This is a genomic window from Rothia mucilaginosa, assembly GCF_901875305.1.
In the GTDB taxonomy this organism is placed as follows: Bacteria; Actinomycetota; Actinomycetes; order Actinomycetales; family Micrococcaceae; genus Rothia.
In genome coordinates this window covers 424,392-443,118 of record NZ_CABFLY010000002.1, presented here as the reverse complement: position 1 = coordinate 443,118, position 18,727 = coordinate 424,392, and the positions used below count along the sequence as shown (strand labels likewise).

The window sequence follows — 18,727 nt, the reverse complement described above, 5'->3', positions numbered from 1 at the left end:
GCGTCTTCCGGGTGACGTGTACCCCTTTTCTTTTCGGCGCTCATAGCGAAAAATGTTACTCTGAGAAAACATTTGCTCACCGGCAGAAAGAGAATTGGTATGCCCCAGGCACCTCGCCTACGAAGCACCGGGCGTCATATGCGCACCTCGGTGATGACTTCGAAACGTAACCGCTGGATTGCCCTGTTGACGGCCTGCATGCTCGTCATTGTCGTTGGTTTCGGTGGTGTGTTTGCCCTGCGTATGCGCAATAATCTGCACACGCAGGAGCTGAACATCAGTAACTATAAGGATGGCCTGGAGAACGGCGCGCTGGACATCCTTGTGATTGGTTCCGATACCCGTAAGGGTAATAACGGTGCCTACGGCGACGAGAATGACCGCAATTCTGCGGCTCGCGCGGACGTCATGATGCTCCTACAGATTAGCAAGGACCGCAAGAATGTGAGTGTGCTGTCCTTCCCCCGTGACCTGATGGTTTCGGTGCCGCAGTGCACTGACCCTGATAACGGTACCGTTTACCCGGCTGAGGATAACGTTCAGATCAATGAGTCTCTGTCTCGCGGTGGTGCCGGTTGTACGGTGGCGACCATCAGCAAGCTGACCGGCGTGAATATTGACCACTTTATGCTGGTTGACTTCAATGCCGTGAAGGAGCTGTCGAAGGTTGTGGGCGGCGTGCAGGTGTGTGTGGATGCCCCAGTTGATGATGAGTACAGTGGCCTGAAGCTTCCTGCGGGTACTTCTACTGTTGAGGGTGAGCAGGCTCTTGCGTTCCTGCGTAGCCGTCATGGCTTCTCGGATGGCTCCGATATCGGCCGTATTCAGGCTCAGCAGGGGTTCCTGGCCTCGTTGCTGCGCAAGGTTAAGAGTGAAGGCACTCTGTCGAACCCGGGCCGCCTGGCAAGTATTTCTGAGGCAATTACCCAGAATGTGACCGTGGATAAGGGCCTGGGTAATATCGGCACTCTGATTGGTGTGGGTGCTACCCTCGGCGGTGTGGACCTGTCGAACGTGGTGTTCGCGACCGTGCCGACCGAACCGTGGACCCAGGACTCGAACCGACTGCAGGTTTCCGAGGCGGCCAATAACGTCTTCCAGCGTCTGCGTGATGACAAGTCGCTGAAGGCAGAGGAAAAGCCCGCAGAATCCACTCCGGCGGTTCAGCTGAACCGTGCGGTACCGGTGAGTGTGTACAACGCGACCGGTTTGGAGGGCCGTTCCGCTACGATTGCCTCGGTGGTCAAGGGCTTGGGCTACACGGACGTCACTCCGGGCACTTCGGCTACTCCGACGAACTTCACTACGGTGTTCTACTCGACCGGTTATGAGGCTGAGGCTCAGGAGATTGCCGGCAAGCTGAACGTCACCCACGTGGTGGCAACCGAAGAGGTTCAGGGTGTGTCGGTGACGATTGGTACCGACTTCCCCTCGGGTGAGGCTATGGAGAAGCAGGAGGCGGCTATCGCGGGTAACGCGAGCGGCCAGACTGCTGACCAGAACAAGTGCCAGACCGCTTTCGCCTTCTAAGGGTTCATACCCTGCGAGGCTGTTTCCGGTGAGCGAAGGGGGCGCATCCGCCAGTGTGGTGGGTGCGCCCCCTTTCGTATGCCCGGGCGTATGACCTCGCGCGTGAGCACACGTGTCCGCCGTCCTCGTTTTCTTCCAGATGATGGACGGGCCCGGTCGCCTCGGCGGTATTCTTTCGCGGGCTGTGATAGCGTGGAGGCATGACCACTCACGGTGAGAGCATGCGCGGCGCGTACCGCCCCGCAGTGAACCTGCTGCTTATTCGCCGGAACGGGGCACGCTAGAACCTGCCGCGACCGTTCCGGCTTTTTGACGCGGCATCTCACCAGCATCGATACGATGCACCGCCTTGATGACGGCGGCCCGGGAACCGATACCCGGGCACAGCACAGGCCCCGATGCGGGCTGCACGAGACGGACCAACCCACAGGAAATTCATCATGAAAAACCACCAGAAGCCCAGCCCCATGCCGGTACACAAGTACCGTCCCTTCCACGAGCAGATTGTTGTCGACCTTCCCGACCGCACCTGGCCGGACAAGGTCATGGAGAAGGCGCCGCGCTGGTGCGCCGTGGATCTGCGTGACGGTAACCAGGCGCTGATTGACCCCATGGACACTGACCGCAAGCTGGCCATGTTCAAGCTGCTGGTCAAGATGGGCTACAAGGAGATTGAGGTGGGCTTCCCCTCCGCCTCGCAGACCGACTTCGACTTTGTGCGCACCCTCATCGAGGACGGCCACATTCCTGATGACGTGACCATTCAGGTTCTGGTGCAGGCCCGCGAGCACCTGATTGCCCGTACCTTCGAGGCTATCGAGGGCGCACCGCAGGCCATCGTGCACTTCTACAACTCGACCTCCGTGCTGCAGCGCCGCGTGGTGTTCCACCAGGATCAGGAGGGTGTGCTCGACATCGCCCTGCAGGGTGCGCGCCTGTGCCGCAAGTACGAAGAGCAGATGATTTCCGATACGAAGATTATCTACGAGTACTCGCCCGAATCCTTCACCGGCACCGAGCTGGAGTACGCCGCCCGCGTGGTCAACGCCGTGGCCGACGAGCTGGAGATTGGCCAGAACGGCCGCGAGCTGATCGTGAACCTGCCCGCAACTGTTGAGATGGCCACCCCGAACGTGTACGCCGACTCGGTGGAGTGGATGAACCGCAACCTGAACCACCGCGACCACATTGTGCTGTCGCTGCACCCGCACAACGACCGCGGCACCGGCGTGGCCGCCGCCGAGCTGGGCTACCTGGCGGGCGCTGACCGCATCGAGGGTTGCCTCTTCGGTAATGGCGAGCGCACCGGTAACGTCGACCTGGTGACCCTGGGCCTGAACCTGTACACTCAGGGCATTGACCCGCAGATTGATTTCTCGGACATCGACGGTATCCGCAAGACCGTCGAGTACTGCAACCAGCTCAAGGTGCACGAGCGTTCCCCGTACGGTGGCGACCTGGTTTTCACCGCGTTCTCGGGTTCACACCAGGATGCCATCAAGAAGGGCTTCGAGGCCCTGGAGCGCACCGCCGCTGAGGCCGGCAAGAGCGTGGATGAGGTCTACTGGGAGGTCCCGTACCTGCCGATTGACCCGCGCGATTTGGGCCGCACCTACGAGGCTATTATTCGCGTGAACTCGCAGTCCGGTAAGGGCGGCATGGCCTACCTGCTCAAGCAGGATCACGGCCTTGATTTGCCGCGCCGTGCGCAGGTGGAGTTCTCGAAGATCGTTCAGGCTCGCACCGATGCCGAGGGTGGTGAGATGACCAGCGAGAAGCTGTGGGACATCTTCGCGGACGAGTACCTGCCGGCCACCAATCCCGAAAAGCGCTGGGGTAAGTACCGCATCGAGTCGATCAACATTGATTCGGCTGATACGGGTGCGACCACCCTGCGCGTGGCCCTGAACATTAACGGTCACACCTACAACCGCACCGCATCGGGTACCGGCCCGGTGGATGCTCTTCAGAACATCCTCTCGGGCGAGGGCGTGGATATTCGCGTGATGGATTACTCCGAGCACACGATGTCTTCCTCCTCGACCGCGAATGCGGCCTGCTACGTTGAGGCCGCCGTGGATTCGCGCGTGCTGTGGGGTATTGGCGTGGACAACTCGACGACCCGTGCGGCTCTGAAGGCCATGATTTCGGCCGTGAACCGCGCGCTGCGCGACGCCTAAGCTACGCGGGCATTCCGCGGGGGCGGGGGAGCGTATCCGGCGCGGGTAGGTGCGTTTGACTCACTCAGCGGCGTTCCGCGGTGTGGACGGGGCGGTTTGCGGAGGTGATATATCACCTTCTGCGAACCGCCCCGTCGCCGTACCCCTGCTGTATCCTTGAAGGCGTGGAATGGATTCAAGCGATTATTTTGGGCTTTGTTCAGGGCCTGACAGAGTTTCTGCCGATTTCGTCATCGGCGCATCTGAACATTGTTGGCCAGATCCTGCCGGAGAAGGCCGACCCGGGTGCCGCGTTCACCGCGATCACCCAGCTGGGCACTGAGACCGCGGTTCTAATCTTCTTCTGGCGCGATATTGTGCGCATTGTGAAGGCGTGGTTTGGTGCTCTTTCCGGCCGCGTGCCGCGCAACGATCCGGACGCCCGCATGGGTTGGCTGATTATTATTGGCTCCCTGCCCATCGGCATTTTGGGTCTGCTACTGGAGGACTACATCGACACGCAGTTCCGTAGCCTGTGGATTGTGGCGACCATGCTGATTGTCTTCGCCGTGTTCCTGGGCCTTGCGGACCGTTTTGGCCGCGAGCAGCGTGAGCTGAAGGACCTGACGTTCCGTCACGGCCTGCTGTACGGTTGCGCACAGGCGCTGGCCCTGATTCCGGGTGTTTCCCGTTCGGGCGGTACGATTACCGCGGGTCTGTTCATGGGTTACACCCGTGAGGCTGCGGCACGTTACTCGTTCCTGCTGGCCATGCCCGCCGTGTTCATGTCTGGCCTGTACAAGACCTTCAAGGTGGCTACCGGCGAGGAGGCCACCGGCTTCTACGGTATTCCCTCGACCATCGTGGCTACTCTGGTTGCGTTTGTGGTGGGTTACATGATGATTGGCTGGTTCCTGAAGTACGTGTCTTCGAAGTCGTACGGCGTTTTCATCTGGTACCGCATTGCGCTGGGTATCCTGATTTTTGTGGGTCTGGGTACCGGCGTACTGAGCGCAACCTCCTCGACTTTCTAAACCGTTTTGTGAACGCGAGGTGCAGGCTAGGTTCTGTGGTGCCGTAAAGGTTCTTCAGAATTTTAGTCTGTGGCGATATATGACATACCCGTCCGCGAGGCACTCGCGGGCGGGTATTCTTATTAAGTAGTTTTTTCTGTGCCCGCACCCACCAGCCGGTGGAGCGGGCGCGCCCCTCCTTGTGCGTACCGGGGCTGGCCCTTTGCGGGCGGTTCGTGTGCATCCGCGCGGGGGCGGCGCTACGTGTGAAAGGAAACCCATGCGAGCTTGGGATGCCCCCGCTTCCGTCACCCTGCCCGGCAAGGCCGACTTGCCGCGCATCTTTGATACCGCCGCCGGTGAGGTTGTTCCGGTGGAGGAGGATCGGGCGGCCAGCCTGTACGTCTGCGGTATTACTCCGTACGATGCGACGCACATGGGTCACGCCTCCACTTACGTGGCGTTTGACCTGCTGCACCGCGCCTGGCTGGACGCCGGTGTTCCCGTCACTTACGTGCAGAACGTGACCGATGTGGACGACCCGCTGTTGGAACGCGCGACCGCCACGAACGTGGATTGGCGCGAGCTGGCTGAGGATCAGACAGAGCTGTTCCGCACCGATATGAAGGCGCTGAATGTGATTCCGCCGGCGCACTATGTGGGTGTGGTGGAGTCTATCGAGTGGCTGTTCCCGATTATTGAGGACCTGTTCCGCCGCGGCCTGGCGTACCGCGTGCCCGGTTTCACGGACGAGCAGGGTGTGGTGCATCCTGACGGTGACGTGTACCTGGATTTGAAAGCTGTGCGTGAGCTGCCCGCGAACGCTGAGGGCTACTCGTGGGCACCGGGCGAGGTCTGCCACTTGACCCGCGATGAGATGCTGGAGATTTTCGCTGAGCGCGGCGGCGACCCGAACCGTGCCGGTAAGCGTGACGCGTTGGATCCGCTGCTGTGGCGTGTTGAGCGTGAGGGCGAGCCGAGCTGGGATGCCGGCGAGCTGGGCGCGGGCCGCCCGGGCTGGCATATTGAGTGTACGATGATTGCCCGCCGTTTTGTGGATGGTTCGCTGACCGTTCAAGCTGGCGGTAACGACTTGACCTTCCCGCACCATGATTTGGGTGCGGGCCATTCGTGGGCTGTGTCTGCACGCCCGCACGCTAAGCATTACGCGCACACCGGCATGGTCGGTTTGGACGGCCACAAGATGAGCAAGTCCCGCGGTAACCTGGTGCTGGTTTCGCGTCTGCGTGCGGCCGGTGAGGACGCGAACGCGGTGCGTCTGGCGATTATGGGTCAGCATTACCGTTCGGATTGGTTCTGGACCGACGAGCTGCTGGAGCACGCGAAGGCCCGCCTGGACACCTACCGTCACGCGGTGTCGGTGGCTGAAGGCCGCGAGGGTTCCGAAGGCGTCACCGATGAGGCAGCGGTTGAGCTGCTGGCCGCTGTGCGTGAGGCGCTCAGCGAGGACCTGAACGCACCGGCCGCCCTGGCTGCCGTGGATGCGTGGGCTGTGAAGGCTCTGGCGGACACCACCGTCAGCGGTGGCGCGCTGGTGCGTGACATCCTGGCGGCACGCCTGGGCGTGGTCCTCTAAACGGCTTCGTCGGTCATGGAGGAGCTGTACGCTTTCCGCCCGTATGACCGTGAGGCGGTCGATGCGCTCGCCGCAGAGATGTTAGCTGAGGTACGCGCGTACGAGGCGCAGAGGGAAGCGTAGGGCTTCTGAGAGCAACAAAGGGGGTGGGGACTCTGGAATAGTCCAGGGTCACCCACCCCTTGCGTTTAACCGGTTGTAGAACCTGATACTGGCAGCTATTGAGTGGCTAGTCTTCGGTATCTACAAATTCCTCACGGAAAATCTGTTCACCGGCGAGAACCTCATCAAGGAGCTTCTCCTGAGCGGGTTCCAGGTGCACCAGGTGCGTAAGAGTGTAGAGCAGGCGCTCGTACTCTTCACTCCAGGCTTCCGGCCATTCTCGCTGAACAATATCGTTGAGTGAGGAGCTACGGCGCACTACCGGCTTCTTGAGGCGGTATTTAGCCCACAGTCCCAGCACTTGGTTACCACCGATGGTGTAGTCGAAGACGCGCTTTTCCACGTTCTCGCAGCGTGCCTGGCCGAAGGAAACCGTACCCGTAACGGGGCTGTCCTGTTCCTTAGAGAGGCTACCGGTGACCGGGTCGGGGGAGAAGCTGGGTTTCTTCTCCGGCATGGTCCTGCCCATGTCTACCGTAGGGGTCGGCAGGGTGTAGTCTGCACCTTCGGGAATCTGGTGCAGGTACTTCATACCCGGTAGCGGCTCGCCGCGCTCACCGTAGGTGTGTAGCCACACAACCTGCTTACCGAGCTGAACAGCACGTTCCCAGAGTGCAGGGTCGGCGGTGAGGGGCACACGAATACCCGCCTGCTGGAGCGGCTCGTCAAAGGTGCGCACGTATCCGGGGTGACCGGTGAGTGCCGCCAGGTAGTAAACGAGGTCGCCGGGAGCATTGTTGCCGAAGCGCTCGCGGAGCATCTGCTCGGCAGACTCGGTGAGGTTTGGCGTACCACCAGTATTCAGCGTCGGGTGAGCTCGTCCACCCTCACTTCCCTTAAATGAGTGTTTATCGGGAATGAGGGTATTAAAGAACAACCCTGGACCTGCTTTGGGGTAGTGTGCGTGCTGTTCCACAATAAAAATCTGGTCAGGAATGCGATATTCCCATAATTTGGGTGAGGGCCTGTGAATTAGACGAGCATCAGCCAAAATATACTGACGGTCAAAGGAACGATATCCTACCGGTACAATATTCGGCGCATCCGGAATAACCTCGCGAGCAATCTGGTCGTTAAGGCTTTCATGACTTCCTTGGAAAGTATCTTCTCCGGGAAGCGGTTTTTTACCTGCGAAGATACTGGTGCTATCAGTTTTCTTGAAACGCTCAGCACGTACCTGCAAATCGGTGCCCTCAATCAGTTCAGCCCAGCGTTCTTCCAAAATGGATGGGGAAGGATCATATACCCACGACCTAGAGGGATTAATCCCAGGAAAATGGTCTAGGTAGAAATCAGGCAATTCAGGGTAGCTATCCCAGTCACCACCCGCTTCGGGAGCGAACTTATCACCCCAGCCGGAACGCGCCGGTTCAAACTCTGCGCTATCCAGTTCGAGGGCTGCAAGAGCCTGCATTTTCTCTGGATATGTTCCGTGCAGAGCCACATAACGAATATCCGCAGAAACCTGCTCATTAGTGTCCTCTTCACGCAAAAACAGGGCAATAGACACCGGAGTCTCAATAGCAAAGACAGCGTTCTTCGCCGGCGGGCGCTTGCCCTCAGGAGTCACGTTAATAATCCAGCCGCGGCTAGACGAACGGCGAATATACTCGCGCATTCCCGCGAAACCGGGCCCATTCAGATAGCCAGATGCAGTAATAAAACAGACCACACCCGCACGTTGAGCACTATCGGGCTGACCTTCCAGAGCACGGAAAGAATCCTCAAAGACCTTCCAGAACGCCCAGCGCCAGAAATAGACGTACAGGTTCTTCAGCACATACTCGTACCTACCCATACCCGGTGCACGGAAGTCATCCAGAATGGGGGAGGCGACATCGGCAGAGCGGAAGCCCGACTCCACCCAGCCGCCCATACCCTCCGCCTTATCCTTATACGGCGGATTACCAATGCACACCTGAATAGGCACCTCACGCTTCACCCTAGTTGCCTTATTCGACAGCTGAGAGAGCAGGCGCAGGGTCTGACTGTTCACCGGCTTCTGCTTAGCGTAGGGGTCGCTCAGAGTATCCGCTACATAGAGATTTAGACCGTCCTCAGGAATATCAGCACCCATCTCTTTAAGCGTCTCGTTCAGACGGAGCTCAGCCACGGAGAAAGGACCCGACTGTAACTCAAAGCCGTACAGGTTCTTTGCCAGACGATTCAGGGCACGAGTACGTGCAGCGGGAGCGAGGCTCTCCGTCTTCGCCACCCTATGCATCACCGACAGAGGATAGGTGCCGGTACCCATCGCCGGGTCAATCACGGACACACCCTCACTCGCCAGACCGTGTTCCTTGCCCAGGTAGGCACGCAGAGCGTCATCTACCAGGCGCACCATCTGGTCCACCACCTCAACGGGGGTGTAGTAGCTACCGGTCTTCTTACGCTGCTCGGGGTTATAGACCTTCAGGAAGTGCTCGTAGAGGTGCAGGTATACGTCTGACTTACCGCTGGAAATATCTGGCCATGACGCAGCGTTCATCACACGCACAATAACAGCCAAAGTGCTATACAAGGAACTATCCTCATCCAGATGCTCAGTGAGAAGACTCAACGCATTGCCCAGCAGGCCATGCTGAGAGCGCAGACGACGAATCATCGATGAGAAGGTATCGAGGTTGAGGTCGAGATTCTCTGAGAGAGCGACCACCAGCGAGAACACCACAGTCTGGGCAAAGCTATCGGCGAACTCTTCATTGCTCGTATTGGGAGCGAGAGTATCGCGCCAATCCTTACGCAGACCCACCAGCTTGGGAAGAGTAACTTCATCTTCCTCGCCCTTTTTCTCCGCCTTGGTGCGTTTCGACGCATCCGTTTTCTCCTGCGCCGTGAGACTCACCAGCATTTCCTCACGTAGCAGTGCTGCCAGGGGCGCTAAGGTTTCCACCAATCGGTCAGCGCTTGTAATAGGAGCCGGTACCCAGCGCAAGAAATTCAGGAAAAGGGTAGCCAGATCGGCCGGAGCACTCCATGTAATTTTTTCAGGAAATAGAACACGCTTATTCCTGATGATGAATGAACCAGCACTTACGTTTACTGCGTTATCGTTTTTCTCAGAGCCTGTCGGTATAGGCTTACCATAACGATAAAGACGCCACTCGGTGCCGTTGGTGTACAAAAGGTTGGGAAGGTTCCGCAGACGCTGCCACTGCCTATATTCGTGGCTCTTCTTACCAAAAGAAGCGGGGTCAATGTTCTTACCCGGAGCCTTCAGCTCCACATAACCGGTTAAAACACCATCGACCATGATGGCGTAATCAGGGCGAACCAGACCCTCAGAAACTAGACCCCCCCCCCCGCTGTTTTCAGCGAGGACTCACGGACGGTCTGAACTTCCATTGAATGCAGAGCGCCAAAACCCTTCAGAAGGGTGGCTACCGGGTTCGTCAGCTGAGCCTCCGGTTCACCTTCCCCAAAACGCAGGTTCTCCCGCACCTGCCTGCCGAACTCGGCAATCAGTGAGTTGAAATCAGTCACAATACTCTTTCCTTTGCCCCATAATTCTTGGGCACTAAGGTGTTTCTGCCCGCAGAGGATTTCCACGGACTCCCCTCAAGTCTAACCAAAAATGAGTAGCCCCAATTGCTCAGTGGTCATTGCTCCATCCATGCCCCGCATTATCACGCTTGCGGGGTAACGCGCCACAGTCGATTTGCAGACTCCGCTAAAATAGAAAAGGACTTTTTCCGTCCAGAGTTCGCCGCAAAGCGCGAACAGCACAGACTGACCCAAACCCGAGGAGAACCACCCCGTGAGCAGCGGCACCCACACCCCCACCGGCGCAATCAACCGCCGCGGCCCCTTCCGCCCCGGCGAACGCGTCCAAATCACTGACGAACGCGGCCGCATCACCACCATCACCCTCGCCGAAGGCGGCGAATACCACTCCCACAAGGGCTTCCTCAAGCACGACGACCTCATCGGCGCACCCGAAGGCACCGTCATCGCCAACACTCACGGCATCCTCTACCAGGCGCTGCGCCCCCTCTACAAGGACTTTGTTCTCTCCATGCCGCGCGGCGCGGCCGTCGTCTACCCCAAGGACGCCGCCCAGATTATCGTCAAGGCAGACATCTTCCCCGGCGCACGCGTCGTTGAGGCCGGCGTCGGCTCCGGCGCACTGTCTATCGCCCTGCTGCGTGCAGTCGGCGACTACGGTTGCGTGCACTCCTTCGAACGCCGTGAAGAGTTCGCAGACGTCGCCCGCGGCAACATTGAAACCATGTTCGGTGGCCCCCACCCGGCGTGGAAGCTGAGCATCGGCGACCTGCAGGACACCCTGCCGCAGGTTGAAGAGCCCGGCAGCGTCGACCGCGTCGTACTCGACATGCTCGCACCCTGGGAGTGCCTGGACGCTGTGGCGGAGGCGCTCGCGCCCGGCGGCGTGCTCATCTGCTACGTTGCGACCGTGACCCAGATGTCCCGCCTGGTTGAGGGCATGCGCCTGGACGGTCGCTTCACCGAGCCCGAATGCGACGAGACCATTGTGCGTGGCTGGCACGTGGAGGGCCTGGCGGTCCGCCCCGACCACCGCATGGTGGCGCACACCGCGTTCCTGGTGGTGGCTCGTCGCCTGGCTGACGGTGCGGTACGCCTGGCGCCGAAGCGTCGCGCCTCCAAGACTGACTTCTCTGAAGAGGATATGAACGCGTGGATTCCCATGAACGTGGGTGAGCGTGAGGTGACCGACAAGAAGATTCGCCGCGCCGCACGCGATGCGAAGAACCTTGCCGCTCACGCCGCACGCGCGAACGAGATTGCGCTTGAGCAGAACGGCGTGGAGTCTGATCAGACCGCCGAGGGCGCGCAGGATGCCGAGGCAGCTGAATAATTCATACGGGCACGCGGGGGCACGGGTATCAGCCGGTGCCCCCGCGGCGCGCCCGCAGGCTTTATGCTCAGATTCCGCCACGCCCTCAATCCCGCCCTGCCCTTTGAGACCCGAAACGCCGGGGCAAGAGTCTAGAACCGCCGGAAAAATCTAAAACCGCCGGGATGAGCGGGGAATAGCCGAGAACTACCGGGTCAGCATGTGAGCCCGCAGAGAATTTGGCGTCCCGAACCCCGGCCGAGCCGCACGTTCTCGATAGACTGAAAGTACCAACCCCATCCTCGGTGCGGCCCTGGCGGAGCCCACGCATCGAGGCAATTCGAAGGGCCCGCACGCACCAGCCCGACCCGCCCGGACACGCTTAGGAGAGACCGTGACCCCCCACGAATCCGCAGACCACACCGGAACCCCGCAGCACGGCACCGCGCACAGTGCCGCATCCGCCGCACCGCACTACTCCGCCGCGTTCGGTTCGACCTCCCTGCCCGGCAGTCAGCCCGTCAGCGCCCAGGAGTATGACGCCGTGTTGCGCCGCCTCACTGCCGCGGAGGCAACCCGCGATAACATGAGCCGACAGATTCGCGGCGCGGGGGAGAAGAACCGCAAGCTCGTCGAGGCTATTACCAGCATGCGCTACCAGGTGGAGCGCCTGCGCGCCTCCCTCTCGCAGAACGTCATGCCGCCGCTGAACTCGGCGATTGTGCTGGCCGTGCACGAGGGCCAGACCATGACCTACGAGCAGGTTGCGGACGATAAGACCCCCGCCGAGATTGACACCTACCTGGACGTGCAGGTTGGCGGCCGACTTATGCGTATTCCGGTATCCCCGCTGATTGACCTGTCCACGCTGACCCCCGGCATGACGGTGCTCCTCAACGACAAGTCCGAGGCCGTGGTCGCCCTGGACACCGAGCCCTTTGGCGACGTGGTGACCGTGCGCGAGGTGCTTGACGGCGAGCGCGTGCTGGTCGATACCTCCTCGGGTGCTCAGCAGGTGGCGCGCGTGGCCGGTTCCCTGGACATTGAGCAGCTGCGCACCGGTGACGCGGTGACCCTCGATACGCGCACCCGCATGATTACCTCGCAGGTGCCCGCCTCCCGTTCGCAGGAGCTCGTGCTCGAGGAGATTCCGGACGTCACCTACAGCCAGATCGGTGGCCTGGGCGCACAAATTGAGCAGATTCGCGACGCGGTGGAGCTGCCCTACCTGCACCCCGAGATTTTCGAGCGCTACCACCTGGCACCGCCCAAGGGTATTCTGCTCTACGGCCCTCCCGGTAACGGTAAGACCATGATTGCTAAGGCCGTGGCGAACTCCCTGGCCGCCCGCGCCGCCGCGCTGAACCCGGGTTCGAATACCCGTGGCTACTTCCTGAACATTAAGGGCCCCGAGCTGCTCGATAAGTTCGTGGGTGAGACCGAGCGTCAGATTCGCGATATTTTCGTGGCCGCCCGCGAGAAGGCTGAGGCCGGTCACCCGGTCGTCGTGTTCTTCGACGAGATGGAGTCGCTGTTCCGCATGCGTGGTTCGGGCCGTTCCTCAGATATTGAGACGACCATCGTGCCGCAGCTGCTGGCCGAAATCGACGGCGTGGAGTCGCTGCAGAACGTCATCGTGATTGGCGCGACCAACCGTGAAGACCTCATCGATGCCGCGGTGATGCGCCCGGGCCGACTCGACCTGAAGATTCGCATCAACCGCCCGGATGCCCCCGGTGCCGCCGAAATCTTCGGTCTGTACCTGACCGAGGATCTGCCGCTGGACGCTGCGGAGGTTGCCGCCGCCGGATCCGCCCGCGCCGCCCTGACCTCGATGATTGCTGCCGCGACCGGCCAGCTGTACGCGCGTACCCCCTCCACCGCGTACGCCGTGGCGACCGTGGATTCCTCCATGATTGTGGGCTCTTCGAACGCCGCGACCGGCCACCTCTCCACGCACACGCTCTACCGCGGCGACTTCGCCTCGGGTGCGGTGATTCGCAATATTGTGGACCGCGCGAAGAAGGCTGCGATTAAGGAGCAGTTGCAGACACTGACTGCCGGTGCTTCCGGTGCGGCCGAGGTAAACGGCGTCGAGGGCGCGGCCGGTGTGGGTATCGGTACCCGCCACCTGCTGGAGGCTGTGCGCGCCGAGTTTGAGGATCAGGTGGATTTGCCGCCTCTGCCCGATATTGAGGATGCGCTCACCGTCGCCGGTGTACGTGGCCGCCTGGTGTCGGTGGAGCCGGCCCGCTAAACCGCGCGCTTACAAGCATGAGCCGGGCGGCAATCATCCGGCGCTCACCGAGCACTTATCCCGCGACACAAGCGGTATTACCGCAGGTCCAGACCCTTAACAGAACCTTTCAGGAGAACCCCATGAACTCCACCCCCAGCTACGGCGTGCACCGCGTCATGGGCGCCGAAACCGAATACGGCGTCATCGCACCCTCCGCGCCGGGCACCAACCCGACCGTGCTGTCGGCACTGGTGGTCAACACCTACGCCAAGCTTGCGTTCCGCCGCGGCGAGGCCTTCCGTGAGCAGCTGCAGCGCCGCGCCCTGGCCGCCGAGCTCGTTGCCGAGGAGGCCCGCCAGGCCGAGAACTACTCGACCGAACCCGCACCCGCCGCCCCCGAGGGCCAGTGGCTGGGGGAGTCCGAGTCGCCCCTGCGCGACGCCTTCGGCCGGGTGCAGGACGCCTCCACCGCGCACTCGAGCCAGATGACGCACACCCGCACCGAGCTGACCAGCCAGGACATCGCCTTGGAGATTATGCGCGAGGCGGGAGTTCAGGCACCGGGTGAGCCCACCGAGCCGCGTAGCGCCCTGGATGCGCTCGCCGGCGTGCACGGCCGCGGCGGCTTCCCGGAGCGTCTGGACTGGGATCGGGTGACGATGAACGCGATTCTGCCCAACGGTGCGCGCCTGTACGTGGACCATGCGCATCCGGAGTATTCCTCGCCCGAGGTGCTGACCCCCGCCGACGCGGTGCTCTATGACGCTGCCGGTGACGCACTGGCGTACGAGTCGCTGGTGGAGCTGGGCAACCACGGGCAGGATTTGCCGCAGGTGAAGCTGTACAAGAACAACACCGACTCGAAGGGCCAGTCGTACGGCGCCCACGAAAACTACCTGATTAGCCGTGATGTTCCGTTCGAGCAGGTGGCGGATGCGCTCCTGCCGTTCTTCGCCACCCGCGCGATTTTCACGGGTGCGGGCCGTGTGGGTATCGGCACGCACGGTGAGGTGCCGGGTTTTCAGATTAGTTCGCGTGCTGATTTCTTTGAGCGCACGATTGGTCTGGAGACCACGATTCGCCGCCCGATTGTGAACACGCGCGACGAGCCGCACGCGGATGAGTCGAAGTACCGTCGTCTGCACGTAATTCCGGCGGACGCGAACCTGTCGCACTATTCGAACCTGTTGAAGTTTGGTACGGCGGCGCTGGTGATGAACCTGATTGAATCGCACAGCGAGCAGCACCCCGCGCTACCGGGTGTGCGTCTGTCCGATCCGGTGGCGGCGATGCACGCGGTCAGCCACGATTTGTCGCTGTCGGCGCAGCTGCCGTTGGCTCCTTCGTCGGCGACCCTGCCGAACCCGGTGTCCACGAGTGGTTCGGCGAGCGCCCTGCAGATTCAGCGCGCCTACTACGAGGCCTCCCGTACGCATGAGGAGTCGAACCCGGCGGGTGTGGATGCTGCGACCGCGCAGATTCTTGATCTGTGGGGCGAGGTTCTGGATGCCCTAGAGACTAACCCGCTCTCGCTGGCGGACCGTCTGGATTGGGTGGCCAAGTATGCGCTGGTGCGCGGCTACGTTGAGAAGGGCGTGGATTACGCGAACCCGAAGCTGAAGGCGCTGGATTTGCAGTACGCTGATATTGACCCGTCGAAGAGCCTGTACCACCGTCTGGTGGCGCGCGGGCGCATGCGCACGCTGTTCTCTGCCGAGCAGGTGGAGCGTGCGACGACTGAGCCGCCGCGTGAGACGCGCGCGTTTTTGCGTGGCACGCTCATGTCCCGCTGGCCCGAGGAGATTCTGGGTATTAACTGGGATACGGTCTCGTGCCGTGGCCGGTACTCGAAGGAACTGACTCGCTTTACAATGATGGAGCCGACCCGCTACGGTGCCGCCGAGGTGGAGCCGCTGCTGGCGGAGGCAAACCACTCGGATGCGCTACTGAACGGCCTGCGCTAGGGTGCGGGGTACTGTTAGGGTTTGGGGCAGCCGCGGGGCGTCTCAGTCCCCAAACCCACATGAACTCACATTCCGCCCCGGGGCCGATACCCCCATTTGGAAGAGCCAAAACCACAAAACCCACGGAGGCGGTGCATCCGGTGCACCCCCAAACCGGCGGCGCAACCCGCGCCGACCGGCCCCGTCGCCTCCATCACAGACCAACCGGAACTAACCAAACCAACTAACCTAACCAACCTCAAGGAGAGAACCATGAGCCGCGAACGCATTAACGCGCAGCAGACCGAAACCACCGCCGCCGAGCAGGAGCAGGAACTGACCCTGGCCGCCTCCCACGTCGTCTCCGACGTGAGCGAGGTCGACGACCTGCTCGACGAAATCGATGGCCTGCTGGCCGAGAACGCTGAGGACTTCGTGACCGGCTTCGTCCAGAAGGGCGGCGAGTAACCGACGCACCTGCGCGCCGGGTCATCATCATGGAACACCGCATCTTCGGCATTGAAAGCGAATTCGGGCTCAGCTACGTCCCGCACGGCATGGGCCGGCTGAGCATCGAAGAATCCGCCGCCGCCCTCTTCAAGCCCGTACTGGACCAGTGGCGTTCGACGAACGTCTTCCTGCCCAACGGCGGCCGCCTCTACCTGGACGTCGGCTCGCACCCCGAATACGCCTCCGCCGAATGTAGTAGCATCGACGAGCTGCTCGCGCAGGAACGCGCCGGTGAGCTGCTCTTCGCCGACCTGGCGCGCACCGCCCGCAAGCGCCTGCTCGCCGGTTCCGAGGGCCGCCCCCTTGACGGCGAACTGTACCTGTTCAAGAACAACGTGGATTCGGCGGGCAACTCGTACGGTAGCCACGAGAACTACCTGATTAGCCGCAAGCTACAGTTCAACGACCTGATTGCCCAGCTCGTGCCGTTCCTGGTGACCCGCCAGATCCTGGTGGGCGCCGGCAAGACCCACCCGCAGGGCGGCCCGGTGCCAGGTTCGACCGACCCGGCATCCAGCACGGGTGTGCCGTCGTACTCCTTCTCGCAGCGTGCCGACCACATCTGGGAGGCAGCTTCCACCTCGACCTCGCGCGCTCGCCCGCTCATTAACACCCGCGATGAGCCGCACGCGGATGCTTCGAAGTTCCGTCGCATGCACGTCATTAATGGTGATTCAAACATGGCGGAGCCGACCGTGCTGCTGAAGATTGCCAGCACCGACCTGGTGCTGCGCATGCTCGAGGACCGCTTCCCGGTCACGAGCCTGGATATTGTGTCCGTCCCGGCGGCCCTGCGCGCTATCAGCCACGACCTGACCGGCACCGCGACCTTCCAGACCACCGACGGTAAGTACTACACGGCCCTGAGCGTGCAGCGCCACTACCTGGATGCGGCCCGCCAGTACGTGCAGCAGTACGGCGCGCACCACCGCCACGTGGGCTACGCCCTGGACCTGTGGCAACGCACCCTGGACGCTATCGAGTCCGGCGACTACAGCGGCATCGACACCGAAATCGACTGGGCCATCAAGAAGAAGCTTCTGGATGCGTACATCGCCCGCGCCCGCGCGGCTGGTCAGCCCGCCGATTATGCGAGCGCCCGCATCCGCCAGCTGGATTTGGCGTACCACGACATCGACCCGGACCGCAGCGTCTTCCACGCTCTGGTCCGCCGCGGGGCCGTCAAGCGCATCCTGCCTGAGGGGGCTGCGGAGGCCGCGAAGACCGAACCGCCCGCCACTCGCGCCCTGCAGCGCTCGCGCTTCATTAACGCGGCGGTTGCGGCGGGGGAGCAGTTCACCGTGGATTGGGTGCACCTGAAGCTCAACGCATACCCGCAGCACACGCTGGTGTGCAAGGACCCGTTCGCTACCGACAGCGAGGGCCTGGAAGAGGTGCTGAGCCTGCTAGAGGGTAAGGCTCGCCAGAACCGCGAGGCATCCTTTCCGCCGCCCTGCTAGGGAAACTCTGCCAGGGAAATACGTGTGGGGTCGGGGGCGTACGCCCCCGACCCCACGGACGCGCCCGCCCCTGCAGATACTCCGCCCGCGCACAGCCGGCCCACAGCCACAGGCGGTAGCATGAGACCGCCCAACCCCGTACCTGTAAACTATTCTGAAGGCGCGCGCATTATCCGGCGCGCACACAACCAGAGGATATATCATGACCAAACGCTCACCCCTGACCTATATTGGTGTCGGTGCCGCCGCGCTCGCGCTTACTCTCAGCGCCTGCGCCCCCAAGGCCGGCCCCAACGACGATCTCTCCGGTGTGAAGTACACCCTCAAGAGCGCTACCGCGGAACCCGAGGTGTCCTTCGCAACCCCCTTCGCCGCATCCACCCCCACCGCACACGTGATTGAGACCGGCAACGGTGACTCCCTCACCGACGGCGACTTCGTGCTCGTCGAGGCGGCCGTGTTCAACGGTGCTGACGGAAAGGTGGCCGGCTCCACCTACTCCAGTGAACCGATTCTGCTGCCCATCAACGACCAGCTCAAGCAAGCAGCCCCCGAGGTGTACGAGAAGCTGAAGGAAATCAAGGTTGGCGGTTCCTTCTCCTACAGCACCAACATCCTGCAGCAGCGCACCGCCTCCGGTACGCCTTCCGCTTCGACCGCATCCCCGGGCACCCCCACGAATGTTGAGGTGTACACCGTCAAGGCCAAGCTGCCCAAGTACGCCACCGGCACCGCCCAGACCGCCGACCCGGCCCTGCCCGCCTTCACCTTGGACGAGTCCACCGGCAAGGCTGAACTGAAAATGCCTGACACCAAGCAGGACGTCACCGAGCTCGTCTCGAAGAACCTCATCGAAGGTACCGGCCCCGAGGTGAAGGCAACCGACACCATCTACGTGCGTTACATTGGTGCCCAGTACTCTGACGGCAAGGTCTTCGACGGCAACTACGACAAGATCCCCGCGGGCCTGTCCCTGCAGGGCGTCATTAAGGGCTGGACCGCCGGCCTGACCGGCAAGAAGGTCGGCTCCCGCGTTGAGCTGGTCATCCCGGCAGACCAGGCGTACGGTAACGAGTATACCAACGGCTCCACTCCGACCGGCACCCTCGTGTTCGTCGTGGATATCCTGGGCGCCGAGGAGAACCCGCAGACCCTGCAGCAGGCCCAGGCCGCTTCCGCTGCGGCGGCCTCCGCATCGGCTTCGGGTGCCTCCTCGGACGCGGCTACCGCAACCCCGGCACCCTCGGCTACCGCGCAGTAAACCCGAGGACGTCGTCCACGTTTTTAACCGCGCTCAC

General features: G+C 61.8%; 12 protein-coding genes. 10 read left to right on the top strand and 2 right to left on the bottom strand.

Annotated elements, in window-relative coordinates; translation table 11 throughout:
- The first annotated feature begins 99 nt into the window (after positions 1 to 99).
- From JX292_RS03905 to mshC, 4 genes are all read left to right on the top strand, one after another.
- Complete coding sequence (locus tag JX292_RS03905; protein WP_204861642.1) at positions 100 to 1,530, top strand: LCP family protein; 1,431 nt, start codon at positions 100 to 102, stop codon at positions 1,528 to 1,530.
- 440 nt (positions 1,531 to 1,970) lie between these two features.
- A complete protein-coding gene (gene leuA, locus JX292_RS03900) occupies positions 1,971 to 3,710 on the top strand; it encodes a 2-isopropylmalate synthase (protein ID WP_204861641.1) in 1,740 nt (579 codons plus the stop codon).
- A 164-nt stretch (positions 3,711 to 3,874) separates the two neighbouring features.
- On the top strand, positions 3,875 to 4,723 hold the full coding sequence (locus JX292_RS03895; protein WP_204861637.1) for an undecaprenyl-diphosphate phosphatase: 849 nt from the start codon (positions 3,875 to 3,877) through the stop codon (positions 4,721 to 4,723).
- A 259-nt stretch (positions 4,724 to 4,982) separates the two neighbouring features.
- Positions 4,983 to 6,299: a cysteine--1-D-myo-inosityl 2-amino-2-deoxy-alpha-D-glucopyranoside ligase gene (gene mshC, locus JX292_RS03890; RefSeq protein ID WP_204861635.1), complete on the top strand. Its 1,317-nt coding sequence runs from the start codon at positions 4,983 to 4,985 to the stop codon at positions 6,297 to 6,299.
- 229 nt (positions 6,300 to 6,528) lie between these two features.
- On the opposite strand, the gene JX292_RS03885 is transcribed toward mshC, so the two are convergent.
- Both JX292_RS03885 and JX292_RS03880 read right to left on the bottom strand, forming a co-directional pair.
- Positions 6,529 to 9,306 carry a type ISP restriction/modification enzyme gene (locus JX292_RS03885; protein ID WP_204861633.1) on the bottom strand — a complete coding sequence of 926 codons (2,778 nt, stop codon included), beginning with the start codon at positions 9,304 to 9,306 and terminating at the stop codon, positions 6,529 to 6,531.
- A gap of 443 nt (positions 9,307 to 9,749) precedes the next feature.
- Positions 9,750 to 9,944 (bottom strand): hypothetical protein, encoded by a 195-nt coding sequence (locus JX292_RS03880; RefSeq protein WP_204861626.1) that lies wholly within the window; start codon positions 9,942 to 9,944, stop codon positions 9,750 to 9,752.
- 274 nt (positions 9,945 to 10,218) lie between these two features.
- On the opposite strand from JX292_RS03880, the gene JX292_RS03875 reads away from it, so the two are divergent.
- The 6 genes from JX292_RS03875 (at position 10,219) to JX292_RS03850 (ending at position 18,690) form a co-directional block, all read left to right on the top strand.
- On the top strand, positions 10,219 to 11,298 hold the full coding sequence (locus tag JX292_RS03875; RefSeq protein WP_239653625.1) for a tRNA (adenine-N1)-methyltransferase: 1,080 nt from the start codon (positions 10,219 to 10,221) through the stop codon (positions 11,296 to 11,298).
- Positions 11,299 to 11,671: 373 nt separating this feature from the next.
- On the top strand, positions 11,672 to 13,534 hold the full coding sequence (gene arc / locus JX292_RS03870) for a proteasome ATPase (RefSeq protein WP_204861624.1): 1,863 nt from the start codon (positions 11,672 to 11,674) through the stop codon (positions 13,532 to 13,534).
- Between the two features lie 122 nt (positions 13,535 to 13,656).
- Complete coding sequence (gene dop / locus JX292_RS03865; protein ID WP_204861614.1) at positions 13,657 to 15,480, top strand: depupylase/deamidase Dop; 1,824 nt, start codon at positions 13,657 to 13,659, stop codon at positions 15,478 to 15,480.
- 252 nt (positions 15,481 to 15,732) lie between these two features.
- A complete protein-coding gene (locus tag JX292_RS03860; protein WP_049334195.1) occupies positions 15,733 to 15,927 on the top strand; it encodes a ubiquitin-like protein Pup in 195 nt (64 codons plus the stop codon).
- A gap of 29 nt (positions 15,928 to 15,956) precedes the next feature.
- On the top strand, positions 15,957 to 17,429 hold the full coding sequence (pafA, locus tag JX292_RS03855; protein ID WP_204861611.1) for a Pup--protein ligase: 1,473 nt from the start codon (positions 15,957 to 15,959) through the stop codon (positions 17,427 to 17,429).
- A 202-nt stretch (positions 17,430 to 17,631) separates the two neighbouring features.
- Positions 17,632 to 18,690 carry an FKBP-type peptidyl-prolyl cis-trans isomerase gene (locus tag JX292_RS03850; RefSeq protein ID WP_204861609.1) on the top strand — a complete coding sequence of 353 codons (1,059 nt, stop codon included), beginning with the start codon at positions 17,632 to 17,634 and terminating at the stop codon, positions 18,688 to 18,690.
- The last annotated feature ends 37 nt before the right edge of the window (positions 18,691 to 18,727 follow it).